The sequence below is a fragment of the Nonomuraea angiospora genome, assembly GCF_014873145.1.
In the GTDB taxonomy this organism is placed as follows: domain Bacteria; phylum Actinomycetota; class Actinomycetes; order Streptosporangiales; family Streptosporangiaceae; genus Nonomuraea; species Nonomuraea angiospora.
Genome location: NZ_JADBEK010000001.1, coordinates 1025975 through 1050177 on the forward strand (window position 1 = coordinate 1025975; position 24203 = coordinate 1050177).

27 protein-coding genes and 1 pseudogene are annotated in these 24203 nt (G+C 69.4%); 21 read left to right on the top strand and 7 right to left on the bottom strand.

All coding sequences use genetic code 11. The features are described 5' to 3' along the window. Window positions 1-12 precede the first annotated feature (12 nt). The 6 genes from H4W80_RS62445 to H4W80_RS04600 all read left to right on the top strand — a co-directional run bounded on the left by H4W80_RS62445 (window position 13) and on the right by H4W80_RS04600 (window position 3692). Window positions 13-162 carry a hypothetical protein gene (locus H4W80_RS62445; protein WP_264085962.1) on the top strand — a complete coding sequence of 50 codons (150 nt, stop codon included), beginning with the start codon at window positions 13-15 and terminating at the stop codon, window positions 160-162. 140 nt (window positions 163-302) lie between these two features. Next, window positions 303-830 carry a GNAT family N-acetyltransferase gene (locus H4W80_RS04580; protein WP_192783918.1) on the top strand — a complete coding sequence of 176 codons (528 nt, stop codon included), beginning with the start codon at window positions 303-305 and terminating at the stop codon, window positions 828-830. 72 nt (window positions 831-902) lie between these two features. Further along, window positions 903-1313: a Tn3 family transposase gene (locus H4W80_RS04585; protein ID WP_225963235.1), complete on the top strand. Its 411-nt coding sequence runs from the start codon at window positions 903-905 to the stop codon at window positions 1311-1313. 365 nt (window positions 1314-1678) lie between these two features. After that, window positions 1679-1837 (top strand): hypothetical protein, encoded by a 159-nt coding sequence (locus tag H4W80_RS04590; protein ID WP_192783919.1) that lies wholly within the window; start codon window positions 1679-1681, stop codon window positions 1835-1837. A 112-nt stretch (window positions 1838-1949) separates the two neighbouring features. Further along, on the top strand, window positions 1950-2546 hold the full coding sequence (locus H4W80_RS04595; protein WP_192783920.1) for a hypothetical protein: 597 nt from the start codon (window positions 1950-1952) through the stop codon (window positions 2544-2546). A gap of 507 nt (window positions 2547-3053) precedes the next feature. Then, window positions 3054-3692: a hypothetical protein gene (locus tag H4W80_RS04600; RefSeq protein WP_192783921.1), complete on the top strand. Its 639-nt coding sequence runs from the start codon at window positions 3054-3056 to the stop codon at window positions 3690-3692. A 293-nt stretch (window positions 3693-3985) separates the two neighbouring features. On the opposite strand, the gene H4W80_RS04605 is transcribed toward H4W80_RS04600, so the two are convergent. Both H4W80_RS04605 and H4W80_RS04610 read right to left on the bottom strand, forming a co-directional pair. After that, window positions 3986-4792: a hypothetical protein gene (locus tag H4W80_RS04605; RefSeq protein ID WP_192783922.1), complete on the bottom strand. Its 807-nt coding sequence runs from the start codon at window positions 4790-4792 to the stop codon at window positions 3986-3988. 149 nt (window positions 4793-4941) lie between these two features. After that, window positions 4942-8238: an ATP-binding protein gene (locus H4W80_RS04610; protein ID WP_192783923.1), complete on the bottom strand. Its 3297-nt coding sequence runs from the start codon at window positions 8236-8238 to the stop codon at window positions 4942-4944. Window positions 8239-8340: 102 nt separating this feature from the next. On the opposite strand from H4W80_RS04610, the gene H4W80_RS04615 reads away from it, so the two are divergent. From H4W80_RS04615 to H4W80_RS04625, 3 genes are all read left to right on the top strand, one after another. Further along, window positions 8341-8982, top strand: a complete 642-nt coding sequence (locus tag H4W80_RS04615; RefSeq protein WP_192783924.1) for a hemerythrin domain-containing protein — start codon at window positions 8341-8343, stop codon at window positions 8980-8982. Window positions 8983-9041: 59 nt separating this feature from the next. Then, window positions 9042-9467 (top strand): DUF4267 domain-containing protein, encoded by a 426-nt coding sequence (locus H4W80_RS04620; protein WP_192783925.1) that lies wholly within the window; start codon window positions 9042-9044, stop codon window positions 9465-9467. A 274-nt stretch (window positions 9468-9741) separates the two neighbouring features. Continuing rightward, a complete protein-coding gene (locus H4W80_RS04625) occupies window positions 9742-10662 on the top strand; it encodes a hypothetical protein (protein WP_192783926.1) in 921 nt (306 codons plus the stop codon). A 194-nt stretch (window positions 10663-10856) separates the two neighbouring features. On the opposite strand, the gene H4W80_RS04630 is transcribed toward H4W80_RS04625, so the two are convergent. Further along, window positions 10857-11177, bottom strand: coding sequence for a hypothetical protein (locus H4W80_RS04630; protein WP_192783927.1), 321 nt, complete (start codon window positions 11175-11177; stop codon window positions 10857-10859). A gap of 232 nt (window positions 11178-11409) precedes the next feature. Between H4W80_RS04630 and H4W80_RS04635 the strand changes: the two genes are divergently transcribed. From H4W80_RS04635 to H4W80_RS04655, 5 genes and pseudogenes are all read left to right on the top strand, one after another. Then, window positions 11410-12555, top strand: a complete 1146-nt coding sequence (locus tag H4W80_RS04635) for a sensor histidine kinase (protein ID WP_192783928.1) — start codon at window positions 11410-11412, stop codon at window positions 12553-12555. Window positions 12556-12598: 43 nt separating this feature from the next. Continuing rightward, window positions 12599-13237 (top strand): response regulator, encoded by a 639-nt coding sequence (locus tag H4W80_RS04640; RefSeq protein WP_192783929.1) that lies wholly within the window; start codon window positions 12599-12601, stop codon window positions 13235-13237. A 124-nt stretch (window positions 13238-13361) separates the two neighbouring features. Continuing rightward, the gene (locus H4W80_RS04645; RefSeq protein WP_318786700.1) at window positions 13362-14576 is read left to right on the top strand and encodes an alpha/beta hydrolase family protein; all 1215 of its coding nucleotides are present in this window, start codon (window positions 13362-13364) and stop codon (window positions 14574-14576) included. A gap of 82 nt (window positions 14577-14658) precedes the next feature. Further along, window positions 14659-14826: pseudogene (locus H4W80_RS64380) on the top strand (RICIN domain-containing protein); the annotation flags it as partial. Further along, window positions 14823-15425 (top strand): hypothetical protein, encoded by a 603-nt coding sequence (locus H4W80_RS04655; RefSeq protein WP_192783931.1) that lies wholly within the window; start codon window positions 14823-14825, stop codon window positions 15423-15425. The pseudogene H4W80_RS64380 and the gene H4W80_RS04655, both read left to right, overlap by 4 nt. Before the next feature lie 6 nt (window positions 15426-15431). On the opposite strand, the gene H4W80_RS04660 is transcribed toward H4W80_RS04655, so the two are convergent. Beyond that, on the bottom strand, window positions 15432-15761 hold the full coding sequence (locus H4W80_RS04660) for a sensor histidine kinase (RefSeq protein WP_192783932.1): 330 nt from the start codon (window positions 15759-15761) through the stop codon (window positions 15432-15434). A 299-nt stretch (window positions 15762-16060) separates the two neighbouring features. Between H4W80_RS04660 and H4W80_RS04665 the strand changes: the two genes are divergently transcribed. From H4W80_RS04665 to H4W80_RS04675, 3 genes are all read left to right on the top strand, one after another. After that, window positions 16061-16243, top strand: coding sequence for a WD40 repeat domain-containing protein (locus H4W80_RS04665; protein ID WP_192783933.1), 183 nt, complete (start codon window positions 16061-16063; stop codon window positions 16241-16243). A 245-nt stretch (window positions 16244-16488) separates the two neighbouring features. After that, complete coding sequence (locus H4W80_RS04670; protein WP_192783934.1) at window positions 16489-17001, top strand: RNA polymerase sigma factor; 513 nt, start codon at window positions 16489-16491, stop codon at window positions 16999-17001. After that, the gene (locus tag H4W80_RS04675) at window positions 16998-18044 is read left to right on the top strand and encodes a CU044_5270 family protein (protein WP_192783935.1); all 1047 of its coding nucleotides are present in this window, start codon (window positions 16998-17000) and stop codon (window positions 18042-18044) included. The genes H4W80_RS04670 and H4W80_RS04675 overlap by 4 nt, the downstream gene beginning before the upstream one ends. Before the next feature lie 111 nt (window positions 18045-18155). On the opposite strand, the gene H4W80_RS04680 is transcribed toward H4W80_RS04675, so the two are convergent. Together H4W80_RS04680 and H4W80_RS04685 are read right to left on the bottom strand one after the other, a co-directional pair. Then, window positions 18156-18776: a Tn3 family transposase gene (locus tag H4W80_RS04680; protein WP_225963236.1), complete on the bottom strand. Its 621-nt coding sequence runs from the start codon at window positions 18774-18776 to the stop codon at window positions 18156-18158. Then, entirely contained in the window at window positions 18712-18969 is a 258-nt protein-coding gene (locus H4W80_RS04685; RefSeq protein ID WP_192783936.1) for a hypothetical protein, read from the bottom strand. Before H4W80_RS04685 ends, H4W80_RS04680 begins: the two co-directional genes overlap by 65 nt. Before the next feature lie 570 nt (window positions 18970-19539). Between H4W80_RS04685 and H4W80_RS04690 the strand changes: the two genes are divergently transcribed. From H4W80_RS04690 to H4W80_RS04700, 3 genes are all read left to right on the top strand, one after another. Continuing rightward, the gene (locus H4W80_RS04690; protein WP_192783937.1) at window positions 19540-20076 is read left to right on the top strand and encodes a DUF302 domain-containing protein; all 537 of its coding nucleotides are present in this window, start codon (window positions 19540-19542) and stop codon (window positions 20074-20076) included. A gap of 185 nt (window positions 20077-20261) precedes the next feature. Then, on the top strand, window positions 20262-21314 hold the full coding sequence (locus H4W80_RS04695) for a BUD32 family EKC/KEOPS complex subunit (protein ID WP_192783938.1): 1053 nt from the start codon (window positions 20262-20264) through the stop codon (window positions 21312-21314). Window positions 21315-21501: 187 nt separating this feature from the next. Further along, window positions 21502-22023, top strand: coding sequence for a Rossmann-fold NAD(P)-binding domain-containing protein (locus tag H4W80_RS04700; protein WP_192783939.1), 522 nt, complete (start codon window positions 21502-21504; stop codon window positions 22021-22023). Between the two features lie 116 nt (window positions 22024-22139). On the opposite strand, the gene H4W80_RS04705 is transcribed toward H4W80_RS04700, so the two are convergent. Continuing rightward, window positions 22140-22670 (bottom strand): hypothetical protein, encoded by a 531-nt coding sequence (locus H4W80_RS04705; protein WP_192783940.1) that lies wholly within the window; start codon window positions 22668-22670, stop codon window positions 22140-22142. Between the two features lie 72 nt (window positions 22671-22742). Between H4W80_RS04705 and H4W80_RS04710 the strand changes: the two genes are divergently transcribed. Further along, window positions 22743-23708: a metallophosphoesterase gene (locus H4W80_RS04710; protein WP_192783941.1), complete on the top strand. Its 966-nt coding sequence runs from the start codon at window positions 22743-22745 to the stop codon at window positions 23706-23708. Window positions 23709-24203: the final 495 nt, after the last annotated feature.

A 24203-nucleotide genomic window follows, 5' to 3' on the forward strand; every position in this document is an offset into this window, starting at 1 on the left:
CACACCGTCGACGTGACCGCGTTCGTCCAGGACCAGCTCGCCGCCGGGCAGGACGTCGGCCTCGCGATCGCGTCCACCGCCACGGCGTACGGGCCGTTCACCCCCTTCTCCAGCAAGGAAGCGATCGACAACCACCCCTACCTGGAACTGACGCTGTCCTGACCCGCGCGACGGCGCCGGCCCACCTGGCCGGCGTACCAGGTCGAAGGCGCTGTCGCCGAGGACGGTCGCACCGCCTCCTTCGTGGGATGGGAGAGTGAAGCGAGTTGATTGTCCGGATCGCACGCTGGTAGAACTCGGCGATGCTGACTGGAACGCTTGTCCGCCTACGCGCCGTCGAACCCACGGATTTCGAGAGCCTATGGCGCTGGAGTCACGACCCCGAGGTGGTGCGCTGGATGAGCAGCGGCTATCCCGAGTCGTTCGTGCAGGCGCAGGAGCGGTTGGCAGCGGCGCCGCGCAACAGCTACGAGAACTGCCGGTTCATCATCGAGTCGCTCCACGATCAGCGTGCCGTCGGGTTCGTCCGGCTCAGGGACGCCAAGCCGGAGGTCGGGAATGCTGAGCTGGATATCCAGCTTGGCGAAAAGGATGTCTGGGGTCGTGGCTACGCCACTGAGGCGATACGCCTGATGTGCAGGTACGGCTTCAACGAAATGCGCCTGCACCGGATCACTCTGGACCTCGCGGCAGAGAACACCGCAGCGCGCCGCGTTTACGAGAAGGTGGGCTTCGTCGAGGAGGGCCGCGTCCGCGAGTGCTTCCGTCGTGATGGCAAGTGGCACGACATGATCCTTATGGGCCTCCTTGAAGGCGAACTCCGCGACTGATCGATGAGACTGCCTCAAGTCAGGTGAGACAGGACACCAACCGAGCCCGTCTTCTGAACTTCGGACATCAACTTGACTTGTCCACATAACGAACATGGTCAACTTCGGGTTGTTCGACCTGGTCGGCAAGGCCCTCACCCCGCGCATCCGTGGGCCGGGGAAGATCACCATGCTGCGGATGGCCGGTCGCTCAAGTTCGGAGAGGCGACCGCGTCTTTGATGGTGGGGAAATGGTCGGCGGCTTCCTGGCAGAACACCCTGGCGGCGGCGTTGAAGGAGTGGGGGCGGATGCGGCGGGCCATCCACGCTGCCCGTTATATGTCCGATCCGGTCTACCGCCGCAAGATCTCCCGGCAGCTCAACAAAGGCGAGAGCCTGCACGCGCTGCTGGCCGAACTCATCGAGCGGGCGGTGTCGAGCCTGTCACCGTGGCGTGGCTCGGGCTGGGGCTGGGGCGGAGTGGGCCTGACGTCGGTGGGATGAGCGGCGGTGGGGTTCGGCTGTGGTGCGCGCTCCCGCCTCCTAGGAAATCTACTTTGTAAAGGACGTCGGTTTAGACAAAATTCCGCTCGGAAGACCACAGCGGCACGGGCTTCGCCCGTACATCATCTACAACCACCAACCTGCCCAGGAGATCGCGTCGACGATCGGCGCGCTGGGAACCCGTGTCCGCCATACCTCCTCCGCAGGGCCCGCCGGTCCGCCCACTACATCCCGGCCGGCCCCGGACACCGCAAGCTGCGTCTCTGACACCACCAACCGCATCGCCGGTCCCACACGCGATGAGGACCGAACGACCCGTACTCACCCCGGGCGCCGGTCTGGAAGTGCCAGCGGGGGAGGGCTTGGTGGCCGCCCCCGCGACCGGGGACGCCGACCAGGCCCTCATGTACGGTCTCCTCGGGCTGAACACCGCCCGCTATGTCCGCATCACCGTCGAGCCGGTCGGCGGCGCCTGGTTGTTCGCAGGCGAGGTGGAGGTGCGCACCACCTGGCCCGAGCGCTGACTGTCCCCGTCTGGCGATGTGTCCGGAATCGGCCGCGCCCGGTCCGGGAATCTGGCGGGTCGGCTTGTAGGCGCTACCGGGACGCCCTACGAACAGCTCTTTTCTGGTCAAGGTGGCTGACTTCGTGTTCAGCCCCGCCTTTGCGGGGCCCGGAAGGCGCTTACGGATCCCGCCGCCCTCCCTGGAGTCGACTCAGACGAGGCCCGCCGCCCGCTGGAACGCCTTGCTCAAGGAACCCGTCAATCTGTGCCAGGCGATCTTCGGTGACCGGACGGAACGGGAAGATGCCTTGTACTCCGCAGTGAGATATTGGCTCATCCATGTGGCCAGGCTCGGCCCCCGGGTGCCTCCCGGGCAGCTTCTGTGGACCTTGAAAGAAATGTACGGGCGCGGCCTGGACCGGCAACTCGTGACGGGCCACGATGAGGGATCCGATGAGTCCGAGGTTGCCCCTGAGCCCTACGACGGCGCTCGCAAGCTCTTCGAGATAGCGGCCGACATCGTCGTACCCACCGAGAACGCGGTCCAGCTTCCTCTGCTGGTCGCCGACCTCGCGGCGGTGAACGAGCTGCCCCTCGATCAGCAAACCGTCGACGAACTGCACGGCATGATGGCCGACCTGCCCATCTGGGACAGGGAGCGGGACGACCCGCTGTTCGAGGGCCGGATGAAGGAGCATGCAGCAGAAGCGGAAAAGGAGCGGAAGTGACCGGTGACCTGGTGGCCATCGCCGATGCTGTGCGCGGCAGGCTGCGCAGCAAGCTCGACCTGTCCAGGGGCTGGGTGACGGCCGCCGGGCACGGCGGCAAGGCCTCGATGGCGCTGCGGGGGGTCGCGGACGAGGCCGTCTTGGGCGACGCGGCGCGACGCCACCGGCGCCCTTCTGGCTCGGGCCGTTCTCGACCCGGGGAGCAGGCAGCACATTCAGGAGGTCGTCCAGGCGGTCAACGCGGAGCGGGTGGCCCGGACCTGACGGCTCGTCGTTCGATTCCAGCCGTTCCATGGGGTTCGAGCGCGTGTCCGGGTGTTTCGGCCGTTATCTGGGCGCGCGTTCGGATGCCTCACGAGGTCTGATCAGCGTCTCGCCGGGCTCAACGCCATGCTGAGCCGCATCATGAGCGTGTGCCGGCTGGGTGGTAGCAACCATCGCAAGCCGCCCGGACCGTTGCAAGCCGGGCTCAATCCCTGCGCAAGGTGCTCCCTTTAGCGTCGCAGCGTGTTCAAACGACTGGTTCTCGGCGCCGCTCTTTCTGCGGTCGCGACATTGACGCTCGCCTCCACCGGCTCCGCCTTGGCCGCTCCTGTCTCGGCTGGGGCGCCCGCGCCCGGTAAGGTGGCGGACAAGCTGTTCCGCGCCTGGCTGGCCGCCGATCGCGCGGGTGCCGCGAAGGTGGCTACGCCCGCCGCGGTCAAGGCGATCTTCACTTATGTCTATCGCGCGCCCGACCGCTTCGACGGCTGCTCCGGTAACGTGTGCCGGTTCGTGCACACAAGCGTGCGCGTGCCCGGCGGGCTTGACGGCATCGCGATGGTGGTCACCGGTTCGAAGGTCAGCAAGGTTTACCTGTCGCGGCACATCACTGAGCCGCCCATCGTGGCCAAGCACCTCTTCGCCGCTTGGAAGCGCGGCGACGAGTACGGCGGTCTCGAGGTCGCCACCTCCGCCACGGTGCAGAAGCTGTTCAAGGTCAAGTACGACCCGCGCGGCGTCACCCACTTCTTCCAGGGGTGCAGCAGGGAGCGGCAGGGCTACTCGTGTGCCTACTCCTATGAGGGCGGTGCGATGCTGATGCACGTACGCGGCTCCAGGAACGCCGGCTACGAGGTTCGCTCGATCTCCTACCTGGCCGACTGAGGGGCCCGGCACGTCGCAGGTTCGATGCGCGGTCAGTTGGGCCGTACCATCGTCGCCTGCTCGATGGTGGTTCGGCCCGGCGAGCGAAGTGTCCTGTGGGTCCTGGACGCGCGGGTCGGCATGCCCGAATCGTGGGGCGTCCTGGCAGAGCGGGTCGCCGTGATCGACATAGGGCTTCGATCCGTCACCTAACCGATGGGAGAACTTCGACTACCGGCGGGCGGCGGGGGAGGAACAGCATGCCTTCGTGCCCAAGGCGACTCTGCCGCCAGACAGCAGCCACAGATTCTCGATCACCGGTCGTCGGTGATGAGGTGCTTGGGCGGGGCCGTGATCTTGACGGGCTTTCCCCATCCTCGATAGATGATGTTCATCGTCATGGTGTAGGTGTCGCCGCCCTCCGGGTGGGTGAACCGGATGATGGCGTGGAATCGTCTCGGCAGGTCGTCCGGACCGACCCAGAGTTTCCAGGTGATCGGCCCTTCCCATGAGCTGTCGCCTTCCTTTTCGGTCTCGAAGTACATCCCGGCCTGCCTCTCATCCAGCCGGGGGACCGTCACCGTGCCGCTGTGGAGGGTCGTCTTCGCTCCCTCGAAGGTTCCGCCGTCGGTGCTGGTCGCGCCGTGGGAGGCGCCCAGTTTGAGGAAGCCCGGGTTGATCCCGTTGATCAGGTCTTCTCCCCAGATGACCCCGGCCAGGTTCCGCCCGTAGGTCCATTTCCCCACCGTCGACGGCGACTTCCAGGTGTACTTGCCGTCCTTGGAACGCACGTAGGCCTGTGAGTAGAACTCCCGGCCGATGCTGATTTCCCGGGACCGGCCTGTCCCCCCTACCTCCTGGGAGATCGTCGTGGTGTCGGCGGCGTACACGCCTGAGGCCTTGAACCGGTACGCACCGGACGCCTTGATGTCCCAGGTGGCCGGGGGCCCGCCGTGTCGCTTGACGGAGAAGCGCACGCTGCTGTTCTTCGCGAACTGCTTCTTGATCGCTTTGATGACGGAGTCGAGGGACTCCGGTTTGGGGGCCGCGTGCACGGTGCCGCCGGGGATCGAGACGCTCAGCAGGCCGGCCACCACCAGGGCGACGCTCATGCGTTTCATACGCCGATCATCCCGGACGACGATCTCCCTCTCATCACGGCAAGGCGCTGGGCCATGGTGCATGCGGCGGACCCTTCACGCAGGGAGCCGAAACTGCCGCTGATTGCTGGAACGTGGTCCGCCTCCTCAGGTCGCGCCGTGGGCAGAGGCTAGGTGGTCGTTCGCGACCGGGCCTCGGCGGCCCAGTGGGGTGCGTTCCACTGGTCGGCGATGGTGGCGGCCTGGGTGAAGTGGGCGGCGGCCTCGGTGCGGCCTAGGAGGAGGGCCAGCTCGCCGAGGGTGTGGGCGACCGGGCGCAGCGCCACCGCCAGGCTCGCGGCGCCCGCCGGGGGGCTGTTGCGGTGCGGAAGCAGCGTGGCGTAGATCTCCTCGGCGGCGTCGCGGTCGTTCAGGGCGACGATGGCCATCGCGCGCAATGTTGTGAGGAAGGTGAAGAAGAAGTCGGGGCGGATCGGGCTGGGTGACGCGCGGACCTGGCGGGCTTCGGCGTCCAGGCCGTTGGCGTGGAGGGCGAGCGCGAGCAGGTCGGAGGTCATGGGGCCGAGTGCGGTGTGGAGGGCGCGTACGTCGTCCAGGTGTGCACCGAGCGTGCCGTCGTTCAGCCAGATCGTGGCCAGGGTGAGTTGGAGGATGCCTGTGGCGTGTACTGATCCGGCGCGGCGCATGCCCTCGTCGGCCTTGATGTAGAGGAGTTCGGCGTCGGCGAATCGGCCTTCGACGAGTGCCAGGGTCGCCAGGGTGATCTCGGCGACGGCGATCGCCTCGGGCATGCGGTAGGTGCGGGCGAGGTCCAGGGCTTCGGTGGCCGCCTGGCGCATGGTCACCGGGTCGTTGGCGGCGGCGGCGACGGCGGCGTGGTTGATCAGCCCGGTGACGCGGTAGACGGGCAGGTCGTGTTCGGTGCCGATCGCGACGAGTTCTCGGCAGAGGTCGGCGTCGCCGTGGATTCGGGCCAGGCTCTGGAGGGCGGCGGCCCGCAGCCGGGGCCCGCGGGCGAGGTCGAGTGCCTCGTGCGCTGCCTGCAGAACGGTGGGGTCGTCCTCGCCGGCCAGTTCGTCCACGTACGCCGTCAGGAGCCGGGATCGCACCGAAGGGGTCAGGTCGCGTTTCAGCAGGCGGCTCAGGCGGTCGACGATGGGCCGGTCGACGGTGCCGTATATGCGGGCCTGCCAGGGGGTCGGCTCCGTCCACGCGGTGAACGCGGCGATCATCAGGTCGTCGCGGCCCAGGGACTCTGCGTACTCCACGGCTTGGCGGCGTGTCTCGCGGGCGGCTCCGACGGCTCCCGCCCGGATCTGCGCGCGCAGCAGCCTGCCGAGCAGTTCGACGCGTTCGTCCGGTCCGGTCGAGTTGGTGACGGCGTCGGTGAGGAGGGCGGCCGCCACGTCGTGGGCGTAGCGGGCCTCGGCGAGTTCGGCGGCCTGGACGCAGTAGCCGACGGCCTTGGGTGAGCCGGCGCGCGCGTAGTGGTGGGCCAGCGCCGCGATGTCGCCGGTGCCTTCGAGGGCGGCGGCGATCCGGGCGTGCATGCGTGCTGTGCGCAGGCGGCTGAGGTCGGTGATGAGCGTGTCTCTGACGAGGGCGTGGACGAAGCGGACGCGTCCGGGGGCGGGCTCGTTCAGCAGACCGGCGATGACGCCCGCGTCCAGCGCGTCCATGACGCCGTCCTCGTCGGTGTCGGCGGCTTTGACGAGGACGTCCACGGAGCTTTCCCGGCCTGCGACCGCGGCCAGCCGGAGGATGGACACGCCTCCCTCGGGCAGGCGCGCGAGCCGGCGGCGCAGGACGTCCCGTACGCCTTCGGGGACCTCGGAGAGGGCGACCAGCGCGCCTTCGCCGTTCAGCAGCCGGGCGCTTTCGCGTACATAGAACGGGTTGCCGCCGGTGCGCTCGGCGATCCCTGCGATGGTCTCCTGGTCGGTCTGGCATTCGGCTCGTACGAGCTCCGCGACGGCCTCGTCGTTCAGTCCGGGCAGCGCCAGGCGGAGGGGTGTGGCGCGTGCGAGGGAGGCCAGCGTTTCGGTGAGGTGTCCGCTCTCGTCCGCGCGGTACGCGGCGACGACCAGGATCGGGGCCCGCGTGCCGAGGCCGCCGCCGAGCAGTTCCAGCGTGGCGGCGTCCGCCCAGTGCAGGTCGTCCAGCACGACGGCGACCGGGCGTTGCGCGGCGACGGCCGCGAGCCATTTCCACACGGCCTGGCGCAGGCGGAAGCGTCCCGCGGTGGCGTCGGCGTTCACCGGCTGGGTGTCGGTGAGCAGCGGCGCGAGGTCGTTGGCGAACTCGCCCGGGGGCGTGGCCGCGGCGACGGCTGTGAGCGCCTCGGTCCAGGCCCATGCGGGTGGCGCGCTGTCGACTTCGGGGCAGTGGCCGACGGCGACCAGCCATCCGTCATGTTCGAGCCGCCTGCCCAGGTGTTCCAGCAGGGTCGATTTGCCGAGCCCGGCCTCGCCGGTGACGAGGGCGATGCGGGCGCCGTCGGTGGCGGCCTCGGTGGCGGCCGTGACGAGTGTCGACAGTTCCGCCTGGCGTCCGACGAACGGCGTCTCGGTGATCGGGGCCGGGCGCGGCGGCGGTGCGGTCGGCGGTGCGGTCGGCGGTGCGGTCGGCGGTGCGGTCGGCGGTGCGGTCGGCGGTGCGGTCGGCGGTGCGGTCGGCGGTGCGGTCGGCGGTGGCGGGGGCACGGTTTCGCGCAGGACGTCCGTGCGCTGGGTGAGGATCGCCTCCTCCAACGCCGTCAGGTCCGGGCCGGGGTCGAGCCCGAGTTCCTCGGCGAAGATGCCGCGGGCGCGGCGGAGCGTCGCCAGCGCGTCGGCTTGGCGGCCGCTGCTCCACAGTGCCAGGGCGTGCAGCCGCCAGCCCTCTTCGCGCAGCGGCTCCTCGCGGGTGAGCCGCTCGGCCTCGGGGACCACCGTAGCAGCGTCGCCGATTCGCAGGCCCGCCGCGACGTGCAGCTCGGTGGCGATCAGGCGCAGCTCGTTGAGCCGGGCCGTCTCGGCGGCGGCCCATGGCTCGTCGGCGACCTCGGCGAACGCCGGTCCCTGCCACAGCGCCAGCGCCTCGGCGAGCCGTGACCGGGCGGCGCGCGGGTCGGTGACCGTACGGGCCTGGTCGAGCAGTTCTTCGAACCGCCACGCGTCCACCGACTCCGGGGGCAGCCGCAGCGCATAGCCGGGCGCCGCGCTCACCAGCAGGCGGGCCGGCGTGCGCGGCGGGCGCCCGGGCTCCAGCAGCCGGCGCAGGTTGGACACGTACGCCTGCAAGGACATCAGCGCCCGCGCGGGCGGCTCGTCGCGCCACAGATCTTCGATCATCCGATCGACCGGTACGACCTGGCCACGCGCCGCCACCAGCAGCGCCAGCACGCCCCGCTGTCGTGGCCCGCCGAGGTGAACGGTCGCGCCGTTCACCTCGGTCGCGAACGAGCCCAGTACCCGGATGAAAACCATGATTCGCACATCGTACGGGGATGGTTCCAAATCGGCTCCAAGTCCCCTCCAAATATCCGGGAGCAGCCTGGACACATCGCCACCGATGAAGGGCAGGAACAGATGAGCGTCAACACCCAGGACATGGAGATCGTCCACCGCGCCTTCCGTCGCGAGTCACGGCTGCTGGTGGAGCTCGTGGCGGCTGTCGCCCCGGGTGACATCGCTCGCGCCAAGGTGATCGCCGGCCACTTCCGCGACTACCGGCTGGGGCTGAAGAACCATCACGAGGGCGAGGACGAGCTGCTGTGGCCGCCGTTGCTGTCCCGGGTGGATCTGGAGGCCGACATCGTGCTGCGTATGGAGGCCCAGCACGAGCGTGTCGCGGCCACGCTGACCAGGCTGGAGGCCGCGGTCCCGGCGTGGGAGGCCGCGGCCGGGGCGGAGGAGCGCGACACGCTCGTGGCCGCCCTCGCCGACCACCGGGCCGTGCTTCTCGAGCACCTCGACGATGAGGAGGCCACTCTCCTGCCGCTCGCGGCCGAGCACATCACCGAAAAGGAGTGGGCTTCCCTGGGCGAGCACCTGGTGGCCAACACGCCCAAGTTCACCCTGCTCACCCTTTTCGGCCTCGTGCTGGAGGATGCGAACCCGGCCGAGCGCGCCACGCTCCTGTCCGTCCTTCCCACTCCGGTACGCGGTATCTGGCACGTCATCGGCCGCCCTCGCTATGCCCGCCACATCAGCCGCGTCCGCGCCGCCTGACCGGACCCGCACGACTCCCAAGCCCACTGAGCTCACACAGACTCGCAAGGAGAAGAACAATGTCACTGAAGAAGATCAACACTGTGCTGGCCGTCGCCTTCATCCTCTTCATCCTCTGGTTCGGGATGGATTTCATCGTGAGCCCGGAGACGACGGCGCCGGGGTTCGGCCTGCCGAGCTGGCCGTCCGGTGACGGCGGCGGCTTCCTGATCGTCAAGGGAATCCGTGATGTCGTCTTGGCCCTGGTCCTGGGGATCCTGCTGGTGACGGGCCACCGCCGGGCGCTGGGCTGGGTGCTGCTGGTGGAGGCCCTTGCCGCGTACGGTGACATGACGACCGTGCTGGCCCACCACGGCTCCGTGGCCACCGCGTTCGGCGTCCACGCCCTGACCGCGACGCTGATGGTGGTCAACGGCCTGCTGCTGATGCGCGAGACCCGCAAGGTCGCGGCCGCTCCGGCGACGCCTGCCCCGCAGCCCGCCTGACGCCACCTTGGCGCGTGTCGGCGTTCGCGTGCTCGGCGTCGCCTCAGGACGGCTTGGCGTCCGACGGCGTGCGGGGCTGTGGTGGACAACATCAACGGCGACATGGCAGTCATCGACTGGGGGAAGGCCCGCGTGGGGAGGCTGTCAGATTGAGTTGTCGGATTCTGCTTGATTTTAGATCTTGGTGTTGCAGAGTGTCTGTCATGGTGGCTTTGCGCGTGTTGGCTGGTGGGATCGAGGCTCTGCCGCGTTGGCGGAGTTTTGGGACGAGAACGTGAGACGGCGGCTCGCAGCCTCGATCGTTTGCGCGCTGGTCGCTGCCGCTCTGGCTGCCGTGCAGGTCCTCGCCGCGGATCGCTTCGGCATCAATCAGTGGACGACCAGAGTGGGCCCCTACGATGACTACGTCGGCTGGGACCACGCGATGACCCGTTCCACGTGGTATCCGACCGCTTCCACGCTGATCGCCTCAGCGATCACGTACCGTGTGTTCCACCGTGCGTCGTGGTCCTGGCTGTGGCTGCCGGCCGCGGCTTGGCTCGGCTCCTGTCTGATCGCCGCCCCGCTTCTGTACGGCCTGGCCGCCGCGGCGCCGGAAAAGGGCCTCAACTCCAGTCCATCCGAGGTGGCCTGGGCGACGATCATCGGCGGCGCGATCGGCGTCGCCGCGGCGATGGCGGCGCTACGTCATCGGGAGGCCGGGGCCGGCCTGGTGGCCTATACCCTGTGGGTCTCCCTCCTGGAATTCACCAGGCCCTGGTGGTGGGATAGACCGCCGCCCTTCGATCCCATGCTCGCGGAAGGCGGGTTGAGCGGCGAAACCGGTGAGTACGTGGTGATGGCGACGCTCCGAGAAGCCGGTGGGGTCACCGCGGGGCTGATCGGGCCGGTCCTGATCAGCGGCATCGTCGCGGCATGGGCGGCAGCGCAACAGGGCCGATGGATGAGCGGTGCCCTCGCGGGCGTGGCCGGTCCGCTTCTGCTCTGCTCCGTCTATTTCACGACTGATCCGGGGTTGGGCGACCAGGAAAGTATTCAGTCCCTTCTGTGGGCCTACTCCATTGCGGCGGTGCTGATCGGGCTGTGCGTCAGTACGATCATCGCCGCCGTCGCCCAGATCCTCGCGAAGCGGGGGAGGGTGTACGTGTTGGGGACGAAGTCTTGGCCTCCGATCCGACCGCGGGGGAAACGGTAGCCGAAAAGGTCACTGCGTTGATCGATGGTTCCGGTATGAAGCCTCTGGTCGAGATCACCATCAGGGCAGAGGGAGAGCGAAATGCCCTTTTGGGGCATTTGTCGTTGTGGCTGTTTCATCGCGAGAGGGGAACGCCGGCGCCACTGCGTTCACCGCGGTGTCAACACCCGGCTGCTCTGACCTCATCGAGCACTTCACCGGCGCCGGGCCCAGCGGCGAAGCTCGGTGGCGGCCTCGTCGGCGGTAAGGGAGCCGCGTTCCAGGTGAACCTCCTGAAGATGCCGGATCGCGGTCCCCACCAGCGGGGACGACGGGATGCCGAGCACCTCCATCACCGCCCTGCCGTCGAGTACGACGGGGGCATCGTCGCGCCTGACGTACCTGTCACGTTCGGTGGCGGCGCGGGCAGCGGCCTCCTCCTTCGCGCGGTCCCGCAGTCGCAGGGATCCAGGCGTGCTCGGGACCCCAGGTCTGGCGGCCGTTCTCCCACAGGGCAGCGGTCTGGCTGCCGTCACCACCCCAGAAGTCCGCCTCCACGTAAGGGGGTTGGGCAGCGTAAGAACGAAAAGTCGCGTCAGCGGGCCGGGCGGAAGCGGCTTGGCGTGACATTCCGTTCCGGATCGGGCGTCCGAAGGATCGCGGCGCTACGAGGCGTCTGCGCGGCCAGACGACGGATATGACGGCCGGAGTTGAGCATGCGACCCTTGGGGCGTGCACGTCACGCCGCATGTCGAACCCCATCCGCCGATGATCAGGCGAATCCGGCCGGGGCACTGGCTGGCGCTGGATCGGCTCGCCGCGATCGGCTACGCGTTCGTCGCCTTCCTGCTGCTGGCCGACGAGGTCGGTGGACCCGAGAGGTTCGCGGTCGTTCCCCTGGGTGTGATCGCCTCGGCGCTGCCGATCGCGCTGCGCCGTCAGCGGCCGGTCGTCGCGTTCGGGATCGCCCTGGCCGGGCTGGTCGCGGCGGAGCTGGTCGAGCGCGAGACGATCATCTTGGGGATGCTGTCCGTGGCCTACGTCCTGTATGCGGTGGCGGTCCTCTGCCGCCCGCGCACCGCCTTCCTCGCGCTCGGGATGGCGCTGGCCGCCGCCGTGGCGACCGGAATTCCCGGCTTTCCCCGCATCGGCGGGGCCCCGGTGATCTCCGTACTGCTCTTCACCACGGTCTGGACCGTCGGCTACGCCGTGGGCATGCATCGCCGCCACCTCGGGGAGTTGCTGCGCAACCAGGCCAGGCTGGCCAAGCAGAGTGTGACCGACGAGCGGATGCGCATCGCCCGCGAGCTGCACGACGTCATCGCGCACGGCATGAGCGTGGTCACCGTACAAGCGGGATTCGGCGCCCTGGTGATCGACGACAGGCCGCAGGAAGCGCGGGCCGCGCTCACGGCCATCGAGACCACGGGACGCCAGAGCCTGGCCGAGATGCGGAGGCTGCTTGGCGTGCTCCGCGAGGAGGACCGGAGCGAAGGGCCCGATCTCGCGCCCGCGCCCGGGCTGGCCGACCTCGACCGGCTCCTGGAGCAGATCGCCGGGGCGGGGGTGCGGGTGGAGCTCACCACCACCGGGCCGCCTCGCGCACTGCTTCCCGGGATCGACCTTTCGGCGTACCGGATCGTGCAGGAGGCGCTGACCAACGTGGTGAAGCACGCCGCCACCGGCTCCGCCAGGGTGACCCTGCACTACGGCCCGGACGAGCTGTCCATCGAGGTCGCCGACGACGGCCTCGGCTGCCGGAAGGCCGGCGGGCCGTCCCCCGGACACGGCCTGGTCGGCATGCGTGAGCGCGCGCACCTGTACGGCGGCGCGTTCCACGCGGCGGGCCTGCCCGAAGGCGGTTTCCGCGTCACCGCCACCCTCCCCGTCCCCTCCACGGAGCACCCGGCATGAACCTCGCCCTGACCTCCGCGCTCGCCATAGCCGGGCGCGCGGCATGACCGTCCGCGTGGTGGTCGCCGACGACCAGATCCTCGTACGTGCGGGGTTGTGCGGCATCGTGAACACCGCCCCAGACCTGACCGTCGTCGGCGAGGCCGGCACCGGGCTGGAGGCCGTCAAGGTGGTCCGCGCACAGGCGCCGAACGTGGTGCTCATGGACATCCGGATGCCCGGCATGGACGGTCTGGAGGCCACCCGCCTGATCACCTCGTCCGGCGACACGAAGGTGGTCATCCTCACCACCTTCGACCTGGATGACTACGTGTACGCGGCGCTGCGCGGCGGGGCCAGCGGGTTCCTGCTCAAGGACACTCCCGCCAGGGACCTGCTGACGGCGGTCCGGGTCGTCTCGGCGGGCGACGCGCTGCTCTCCCCAGGCATCACACGGCGGCTGATCAAGGAGTTCGCGGGTCGCGCTCACCCTGAGCCACTGGAGGGCATCACCACGCGCGAGCGAGAGGTGCTCGCGCTGGTCGCCGAGGGCCTGTCCAACGGTGAGATCGCCGAGCGGCTGCACATCGGGCCGGGTACGGCCAAGACCCACGTCAGGCACCTGCTGGCCAAGCTGGACGCCCGCGACCGCGTGCACCTGGTGATCATCGCCTACCGCAGCGGGCTGGTCTCCGTCCGCTGAACCCGGCATCGGCCGAAAAGGCGTAGCCCGCCGGCGCGAAATGAGCCCTGGGGTAGACGACTCCGGCCGGGGCGGGTCACTAGCTTCGGACCACTCCCACTTCCAATGATCTGAAGGAGTGCGTGTGATCTCCCCGCGAGTGGTGTGCGCCGCCGCCCTGCTGGCCGCCGCCCTGCTGGCCGTACCGACCGCCGCCCAGGCCAAGACACAGCTCAAGACACAGGCCCTGGCACAGGCCCGGCCCCAGGCCGCCGCCCCGCCCCAGCTGACCCTTCCGGCGCCGACGGGCCCCTGCCCGCTCGGCACGGTGTCCCTGCATCTGGTCGACCGGTCAAGGAAGGACCCGTTCGCGGGCGCTGGCCACGACCGCGAGCTGATGATCAGCCTGACCTATCCGGCCAGGAAGGTCGCCGCGTACCCGGTCGCACCCTGGCTGCCGCCCAAGGCAGCGGCCCAGTACCTGCGCCAGGAGGGCCTGCCTCCGGGAGCCGTCCTGCTGCCGCAGACCCACGGGCACGAGGGCGCCCCCGCCGACCGGCGCGAGGGCCGGTTGCCCGTCGTGCTGTACTCCCCGGGCAACGACTCCTTCCGGTCGGCCAACACCGTGGTGGTCGAGGAACTGGCCAGCCGGGGATACGTGGTGGCCACCATCGACCACACCTATGACGGCCTGGTGGAGTTCCCCGACGGCCGAGTGGTGCCCCCCGCTCCCGACGGGGGAAAAACCGGCCGGGTGATCTACGAGCAGCGCATCGCCGACACCCGCTTCGTCCTGGACCAACTCGCGGTAGTGAACCGCGGCGGCAACCCCGACGCCGAGCACCGCAAGCTCCCCAAGGGACTGCGCGGGCTGCTCGACCTGGACCGGGTCGGCATGTTCGGCTACTCGGCCGGCGGGCCAACGGTCGCGTCCGCCATGGTCGAGGACAGGCGGATCAAGGCTGGGCTCGCCATGGACGGCCCGGTGGCGGGCCCGGTCGTCACCGCGGGGCTGGACCGGCCGTACATGCTGATGACCGCCACCAAGGCCGTCCGCGACCGGATCCCCGACCTGGCCACGTTCTGGTCGAATCTGAAGGGCTGGAAGCTCAACATCAGGACTGAAGGGGTCGAGCACGTCTCCTACGGCGACCTGGAGATGATCGCCCCGCAGGTGGCGTCACTGCTGAAGTGGACGCCCGCACAGCTCGCCGAGCAGATCGGCACGCTCGCCCCCGAGCGCGGCGAGGCCGTCCAGCGGGCCTACCCGCTGGCCTTCTTCGAGCGGAACCTGCGCGGCAGGGGTCACCTGCTGGACGGCCCGTCGCCGAGATTCCCCGAGGTCACCTTCATTCCCTAGTCGAGTAGCTCCAGTTCGTCGCCTTTGTCGTCGTGAGCGGCGTTGAGGGCCAGAGCACTGCGTCTACACGGACAACCAGCGGTGGTGGCTGCGCAGGAACTCCGACGGCACCCGGGCGGTCATCGCCAAACAAAGCGGCAAGTGCCTGGACGTGGCCTGGGCCGAGCAGAAGAACGGTACCCAGATGGTGCAATCGCGCTGCTGGGACGGTAAGAAGCAGAAGTGGACCTTCCTCGCGATCCCCCGATGACACCCCCGCCCTGCCGGCTCTACGTGCTGCCCGCCGCAGCCGCTCCGACGGCCGTGATCATGCGTCGCGGGCCGTCGGTGTGGTGGCACCTGCTGACCTGGGACCTGGAGGCAGGCGAGCTGACCCCGGGCGCGTGGCTGCGGGGGATGCTCTACCCCGAGCGCAGCGCCGTCTCGCCGGACGGGAAGCTGCTCGGCTACTTCGCGCTCGGCCACGGACGGCACCCGTGGGACACCTACTTCGCCGTGTCGAAGGTCCCGTGGCTCACCGCGCTCGCCGCCTGGCACACCCACGGCACGTGGACCGGCGGGTGCGCGTTCGCCGCGGACAACAGCCTGACGATCTCCGCCTCCATGGACAAGCGCCCCTTCCACGGCCGCTATCCGTACGGTGTCACGGTGGGAAACCTGCCCCCGACGCTGCCGGGGGCGGCGGGGACTGCGCGGGACCACCGGGGGCGGCTGCTCGTGGCCACCGACCAGGGTGAGGTGAAGATCGTCGAGGAGCGGTCCGGCGCCCGGGTGACGATCTGGTCCCGCGACCTGAACGGCCTCACCCCCGACCCGGTGCCGTCCCCGCGCTGGGCGCGGGCCTGGTGACCAGATCTACAGCAGGAGTGCGGCCGTGACCTGCCAGCCGTACGGCGTGGGCCCCGGCGCTGGCCCGGCAGCCCACCTCCTCGGCACGTTCGACGAGCGAGCGCAGGCCGACACGGGCTGCCACGACGACGGCGGCGGGGCGCCGTCGTCCCGGACGGTGATCGCCAGGTCCGGGCAGGCGGTCAGGGTGATCACGCAGCGCGAGGTGGTGGAGTGGCGCTGCACGTTCGTTGGCGAGCGCCTCGACGGCGATGCGATGCGGTGGGCGGCCAGCTCGACCGCAGGTGACGGTTCGGGCAGCGGGTCCGCCGCGTCGACACCTCGCAGCCTGATCATCGCTTAACCCGCTGTTCGAGCCCGAACCTCTAGGTTGAGGATGGCGGCGTGTGCGCTCCGCGGCGTCGAAGCATGCCCGGCTTCCCCTCCAGGGATGGCGAATGGCTGCACGACCACTGCGCCACCGTCCGCGGCGATGCGGGCAGTGGCGGCGTCGAGGTCGGCCACCCGGATGACGGGAACGACCCGGGGCTGTCCGTCGCGCGAGGCCATGATTCCCGTGTCGATCCCGGCGCCGTCCCCGTGCGGGGCGATGAGGTGGTCGGGCGCGGCGAAGGGCTGCATCTCCCAGCCGAGGAGTGGAGTCGGTGGCGTTCAGCCCCAAGGGAAACACCCTCGCCACCAGCGACCAAGACGGCGCCGTGCGATTGTGGGATGTCGAGATCCGGCTCACGCCCGCGAGCGGGTGGGCGCGGCCGAGCTGCTCGACGATGACCGGATCCAGCGTGTCGCCCTCCCTGATCCGCCAGGTTGCCAGATAGCGCGGATTATCTGGGAACCGGTCGAGCCCCGGCCCGATCACAATCCTGAGGGCGTTCCCGTTCTCGGGCACCTGCGTCGGCAGTGGCGGTGTCCGGTCGATGCGCTCCTAGCTACACCAGCCCCGGCGACGGTATGGCGTCCGGACTACAGGGTGAGTAGCGCAAACTGCTCATAGCCAGCTGCCACATTCCGCGAGGTGCCGGACATTTACCAGGTGTCCGGCACCTTTCGGCAAGGAGACTCTGTGACACACCGAGATCGCTTCGAAGCGGTCTATGACGCGTACTACCCGGCGATACACCAGTACGCCGCACGCCGTACCGGTTCGCCCGACGACACGGCCGATGTCATCTCCGAGACGTTCCTCACCGCCTGGCGGCGCATCGGCGACGTGCCTGAGGGTGAGGAGGCGCTGCTGTGGCTGTACGGGGTGGCCCGCCGCGTACTGGCCAACCAGCAGCGCGGCGAATCTCGCAGGGCCGTGCTCACTGAGCGGCTACGTGCGGAACTGGCAGCCGACCGGCCGGTCAGGCCGGTCGATCTGGACCATGTTCGCGCCGCCTTCGACGGGTTACCCGAACGCGACCGCGAGGTTTTGGCACTGGCCTGCTGGGAGGGTCTGACCAGCCAGCGGATCGCCAAAGTTTTGGGTTGTACGGCTATTGCCGCCCGGACCCGGCTGCATCGGGCGCGCAAACGGATGGCGGCGGCGCTGGCGCGGCAGGCGTCCTTGACGATCGCGATGGGGGAAGCATGAGCGACATCGACAACCTGGTAAGGGCCATCGACCCGGCACCACACGCGCCGGATCAGGGGCCCGGCGCGCGCGAACTGCGTGCGGCGATCATGGCGACCCAGGCGCGGCCGCACCGAGCGGTCCGGCGTCTGCCGTGGCGGGCCGGTGCCATCGGGCTCGCAGCGGCCGCGGCCGCGACGGCGGTCTTCCTTGGCCAGGTCACCCTCACCGCATCGCCCTCTCCCACGGTCACACCCGGCGGCACCGTCCTGTCGGGCACGTCGATCCTGCTGGCCGCCGCTGCCAAGGCCCAAGCCGCCCCAGAAGGCGCCTACTGGCATCTCAAGCAGCTGTACGTGGGCTCGGCGGGACCTTACGGCCAGAACGGCAACACCTACCGTCTGGAAACCTCGTACCTCTCGGAGACGTGGGTGGCCAAGGATGGCCGAGGCTGGATCGGCCGCAGGCAGCTGGCCGCACGCCCTCTGGATGTGGAGGCATGGCGCCGGGACGGCTCGCCGACCGAATGGGAGATGGGGAAGGACGGCGGCGTCTACTCCACCTCGCCCGGCGAGGGCACGCTCACCCGGCTCAAGGGGGAACAGAAGCTCTACTGGAGTGCCATGCCCCTGACCCTGAAGGAGATCGAGGCGCTGCCCGCCGACCCCGAAGCGCTGAAGAAGCGGGCCGCTGAGGCCATCCGTAGCGATCAGGATTTCGCCGGTTCGGTGGAGGACGGCCTGCCGCCCACCTTGGCATCACTCCTGTACGAGCTGCCCGCCTCCCCACAGGTGCGCAGCGCCGCCTACCAGGCGCTGGCGACGCTGCCCGCAGTGCGGGTCGAAGGCCGGACCACCGATCCGCAGGGGCGGCCGGGCGTCTCCGTGACCTTCCCAATCCAGCAGGGCCGGCCCACCCAGGGCAGACTGATCATCGACCCCGACACCTCCAAAGTGCTGACCTTCGAAGTCACCGGCGGCATGCCAGAGGTGAAAAACCGGGTCAACATGGTGCTGGAGTCCGGCTGGACCAACACCCGGCCATCCCCGCCCTCCGCCGAGTGAAGGCCGCCGGGCTGGTCGGCCGCGGCGCGAGCCCGCCGGCCGGCCCGGCTACATCCGCCCTCGGTGAGGGGATGTGAGCGGCAAGCGCATGGTTCTTCCAGGGTTCGGGCATCAGGAATTGATCAGGAAGGTGGTGCCTGACTCGTTCACCAGGGTTGGCCGCAGCGGCCGTCGGCCGTCGTGCAGTTTGGCGAGTTCGGCTTCGATGTCGACCTCGATGAAGCCGAAGAAGTTGATGTTCTCGCGGTGGCCGGGGGCGATGAACGACAGCAGTTCGTCCGGGACTTCGCGGCCCTGGACGCGCAGTTCCTTGATTGCCATGCCGTAATACTCGGTCGTCCACGTGATCACCGCGTTCGTCAGGATCGTAAGGCACCATGCCTGCTCGGTCTGGTCTTGCAGGTGGGGCCGGACGATGGTGCCGTGCTGGGCGTAGTGCAAGTCCCGGCGCAGCGCGTGCAGCGGTTCGCCCTTGTTGAGCTGCCGGGAGATCTTGCGTCGATAGACCGGATCCGAAAGGTAGCGGGCGGCATGGATGGTGCGGCGCATCCGGCCCCATTTCTTCAACGCCGCGGCCAGGGTGTTCTGCCGGGAGGCGGCTGGCCACTTCCCGACGATGAGCGAGGCGGTGGCCTCCCCGAACTTCGTTCGGTTCAGGGCGCCGGGATCACCCGGGCGAGACCGCGCCGGTCCAGACGGCGTCGGCGGCGGAGTAGACCGCCAGCAGTTCATCGTCGAGGTAGGGGGACAGGCCCGTGTCGTAGCGCAGGTTGGCGTCGGTGTCGGTGACGCTGAGGGTCCGGCCGTTCAGGTAACCTCTGGCGCCGGCCGCGTCGTAGTTCAGCAGCCAGGAGGAGCCTTGCGCGCCGTACCCGGTGAACCAGGAGGAGCCTTGCGCGCCGTACCCGGTGAACCAGGAGCGCATGGGCAGCAGCCGCTCGCCCTTCAGGCTGGGGGCGTGGGCGGCCGAGTGCGGCGCCGGGGGTCTGGGTGTCGAACGCGCACTGCGCCGCGGTTGCCACGACGTTGCGGTACTACGAGCGTACGGCGGTGCCCGTGTACCAGTGTGGCTGCCCGTCGGCGCCGATGAAGAACACCTTGCCTGAGGTGGCCGGGCCGTCGGGTTGCGCCGGACCGCTGACGGAGGGAAGCGACGACACGATGCTGCCGGGCTTGCCGCCGGGCGTGATTGCGGCGCCCGCGAGGGGCTTGCTGACGGAGCCCGTACGGTGTAGGGGTGGCGTTGGCCAGGTTGGCGCCGCCGTCGCCGAGCCAGAACGCCGCGACCTCCGCGGCGGCCGCCTGTGTGGAGGCCAGCGGCTTGGTCACGACGTTGGACGGCGACGTCGGCTGCGGCGGCGCGGCCGGGCCCGGTGAGACTGACGACTGTGGCCTTCTTTGGTGCGACCGTCGCCGCGCGTGTCACCTCGACAGACGAACCCAGCACCCGCTAGAAGTGGAGCGAGGCGGGGTCCTCCGCTGGGGAGGAATTGTCATGCAGGCTCCGAACACGGCGACGTCCATCACGCACACCAACGTGCGCCTGCTGATTCCCGTGCCCGGCTCGTTCGCCGAGGCGATGAGCGACTACGAGAGGCTCGTGCCCTCCCTGGACTCCGCCCGGGTCGAAGATCTCGTCCGGCGGCAGGCGTCGTGGGACGAGGTGATCGAGCAGGCCCGCGAGAACGCCCCGCACGGCTTCGTGATCTTCTGGCGCTTCGAGGTCCAGCCACTCATGAGCCTGGCCGGTGACGAGTGGCCGTGCGTCCAGTACCTCATGGGCAACCACACGATCGCGCAGCGGATGTTCCACCACGACCCCGCGGTCATGCTGAGCGCCCCGCTCCGCACGGTGCTCTGCGCCGGCGCGTCCGGTGTCGTGACATTGCAGGTCGACCAGCCCAGCAGCCGCTTCGGCAGTTACGGCGACCCCGAGATCGCCGCCGTGGGACGCGAGCTCGACGGCATGCTGGCCGACCTGCTGGATGCGCTCGGCGCCCCGGTGCCGGGCGAACTTCGGGCTCAACGCTGACGAAGCCGGGGGAGAGCGCCCCCGGGACGACCGGGTCGTTGGCGACGCTGATGTTCTCGTCCCCGATTCCGGGTCCGGTTCGGTGCGGGCGTCGAGGGTGACCGCTCGAATTGTCTTGGGTTCCTTCCCGTCCTCTGCCCGCACTCCACGCGGTAGGGATACCGTCATCGGCCGGTAAGGTGATCATGATGACGGACCCGCGCCTGACCACCCACCGTGACGTTTCCACGGCCATGGCCCGCTACGACGACCGGCAACTGGCCGAGCTGCTGGAGCGCGAGGCCGTGCCCCTCGGCATCGGCATCGGCGGGGCGTCCGCGCGGCTGGAGGTCGGCGGCACCTCGGTCTTCGTCAAACGCGTGCCCCTCACCGAGCCCGAACTGCGCCGCCCGCACTCGACGGCCGACCTGTTCGGGCTGCCGTCTTTCTGCCAGTACGGCATCGGCTCGCCCGGCTTCGGCGCCTGGCGCGAGCTGGCCGCGCACACGATGACCACCGAGTGGGTGCTGACCGGCCGGTTCCCCGGCTTCCCGCTGCTGTATCACTGGCGGGTGCTGCCCCACGCCGAGCCCGCCCCGCTGTACGGACAGCTGGCCGACATCGATCAGGCGGTCACCTTCTGGGAGGGCGCGCCCGGCGTGCGCCGCCGCCTCGAAGCGCTGGCAGAGGCCCCGGCGAGCCTGACGCTCTTCCTGGAGTACTTCCCGCACAACCTGCACCAGTGGCTGGAGGAGCGGGTGCGCGCGGGCGACGCCGACCGCGCCTGCGCCCTGGCGGACCAAAGGCTGCATGAGGCCGTGTCCTTCATGAACGCGGGCGGCCTCCTGCACTTCGACGCGCATTTCAAGAACATCCTCACCGACGGGCGCCGCTTCTACCTGACCGACTTCGGGCAGGCCGTGTCGACCCGGTTCGACCTGTCACAGGAGGAACAGGCCTTCTATCGCCGGCACCTCACCTTCGACCGCACCTACACGCTGACGTACCTGGTGAACTGGCTGGCCGGCGCCTTCCACGGCGCCGACTGGCCGCGGCGTCGCGAACTGGTGCGGGAATGGGCGGCGGGAGAGCGGCCGGCCGGCGTCCCCGGCGGGGTCGCGGCCCTGCTGTCGCGGCACAGCCCGCTGGCCACCGTGCTGAACGACTTCTACCACGGTCTGCAGAGTGAGAGCAGGAAGACGCCGTACCCGCTGGAGGAGATCCGCCAGGTTGGGGTGCCGCTAACCAACGTGTCATAGGCCGCCAAACCTTGAAGATCCCTAGCCTGACCTTCTGTAATGCCGAAGGCCCCGGCGCGGATCTATGGGCATGGGACGTCCGCCGCTTGGCATGGATGAACTCATCGAGCACTGGACTGTGCACGCTCAAGGACTAGGCCGACCTGGTCTATCGCACCGGGACTTCGTCGACTGGTCGGGCGGCGGGATGGAACTGGCCGTGATCAACCCCGTCGGCATCTTCGGCCCGGCGCTCGGCCCGGACTGCTCGGTCTACGTCGAGGTGGTGGAGCGACTGCTGAACGGAAAGCTGCCTGCCATTCCACGCGTGACCGTCGGGGTGGTCGACGTGCGCGACGTCGCCGACCTGCACCTGCCCGCGATGGTCGAGCCGGGTGCTGCGGGCGAGCGGTTCCTGGCCGCCGCCGGGGTGATGTCGCTGCCGGAGATCGCGAACCTGCTGCGGGTACGGCTCGGCCCGGCGGCCCGCCGAGTGCCGACCCGGACGGCATCGGACTGGGCGATCCGCCTCGGCGCGCTGGTGAGCCCTCGCTTCGCGACGGTCGTTCCGGACCTGGGCGTGGCACGCCAGGCGTCGAGCGCGAAAGCGCGTGAGGTTCTGGGCTGGCGGCCCCGGGCGATCGAGAAGACGATCCTGGACACCGCGGCCGACTTGGCCGGCCTGGGCCTGCTCCGCAACACCACGCGAATGGCCGACGCGGGTCGGTGACGCCAGCTGGTGGCTGCGCGGCGGAGTAGCCCTGGCTGGGCGCATGGGACGTTGACGGCCAGGCAGTCGGTCAGCCTGTCGCCGTCGGCGACCGAGCACTCCCGAACCCGTGATGGTTACGGATCTCCTGAAAGGTGCCGCTCGATCGTCCGGCCCGACCACCCTGTACAGCCCAAGGTGCCGGCCGGCGTCTTGGTCCGGCGGGCGACGTGGTCAACCACCTTGTCGGGGAACTCCGCCCGGCCGCGCGGGAAGCGTCCATGCTGGCGTATGGAACGCGACCGCCCAACATTACGGACGGTCAGATCACCTGACTGGGTGACCACAGCAGGGGGAGCCTGACAGCGCTCGCAAAAGGAAAATGCCAGTTCAGAATAGGTTTGGCGGATCATCGCACGCTTCTTAACGGCACCCCAGGTTGCCGGACGGCACGCCCTGCCGCTCGAGTAAAGGGTCACCCACCGGTTGAGGAGACGCACGCCGATCGGGAAGGCGGACAAGGACCCGACCGAACGGCCTCCGACCAGCGCACGCGTGCCACACTGCTTCGCCATCCGCGGCTCGGCTCCGAACTCGCCGGCGACCTCGCCCCTCCGCAGGCCGGAACAGGTCGTCAGGATGGCCGGGACGAGGTCGGCCACGTCCATGTCAGCGAGCCGTTGGCGACTCGTCGACTTGGCGTAATGTCCGGGTTGTTGGGTTGTGCGGAGAATCGTCCCATGCGTAAATCTTCCGCTGCCGTCGCCGCGCTGATGGCAGCCCTGGTCGCCGGCACCGTCACTCCCGCGTCGGCCGATGCCCAGGAGACCCGCGGCCCGTCCCTCAGCTTCGCCCTGCTCGGCGACACCCCGTACGGCGCCGACCAGCAAGCAGCGTTCCCCGCGCTGGTCGACGCGGTGAACGCCGACCCGGACGTCCGCTTTGTCCTGCACGCCGGTGACGTCAAGAACGGCGCGTCCACCTGTGACGACGCGCGCTTCGCCGACCTGGCCAAGCTGTTCGGCACCTTCGACGACCCGTTCGTGCTGACCCCCGGCGACAACGACTGGACCGACTGCCACCGCACCGCCGCAGGGGGGTATGTGCCCACCGAGCGGCTTGAGGCGGTCCGCACGTTCTTCTACCCGAAGGCCGGTCACACGCTCGGCCGCGACGCGATGGGCGTGCGGACCCAGGCGTCCGACAGCCGGCACAGCGCCTACAAGGAGAACGTGCTGTTCCGCCGGCAGGGTGTCGTGTTCGCGACGGTGCACGTGGTCGGCAGCGAGAACGACCTGGCGCCGTGGTCCCAGTTGCCGGGCGGTGACCGTCCCGACCTGCGACTGGCCGAGTTCACCGCGCGCAAGGCGGCGGCCCTCGACTGGATCGACACCGCCTTCGACACCGCACGGCGGACGAACGCGCCCGGCGTGCTGCTCCTGATGCAGGCCGAGCCGGCCGACACTCCCGGGTTCTCCGAGATCCGCGCCCGGATCACCGACCGTGCCAAGGCGTACGGCAAGCCCGTCCTGCTCGTGCACGGTGACGAGCATGTGTACGAGGTGGAGACCGGCTACGCGGGCGTCCCCAACCTGACGAGACTGGAGACCTACGGCGTCACGGCGACCCAGTGGCTGCGCGTCACGGTCGAGCCCCGCTCGCGAGCGGTGTTCTCATGGCGGCCCCAGACGGTGCCCGCCTCGTAAAAGCCCGCCGGCCCGGAGCGCCCGCTCCGGGCCGGCGGCCTTCAGCGCAGATCGAGCGCCGGTCACCCGCTTCGAGGAGGGCAGGCAGGTCTTCGCCGACCCCCGGATGAGCTCCTGGCGGCCGCGGCATGACCTCCCGGAGGAGGAAGGCGACGAGTGCGCGCCGCCGGCCCCTCATCGGAACAAAATCTGTCCAACCAGATCCTGAAAGGTATGGCGGGCGGCCGGGTGCCTGGATGACCAGGGAGACCCCGTTCCTGCCCGGAGCGGTGGGCGATCACCATCGCATCGAGGCTACTTGGCCGCCCCTCGCCGAATCGACCACCCGCGAGGAGCTGATGCTCGTGGCCTGTTCTGGGGATGTCGCCCCTGATTGCGAGGGTGTTTGCCGGGACGTTGGCGTTTCCGCTTAGGGGTCCCGTGGCCCATCCGCTTCTCTACGGCAACGGTCAATTTGTAGTGCCCAGGGTATGACGTTAGCAACCGCTGTCCCAT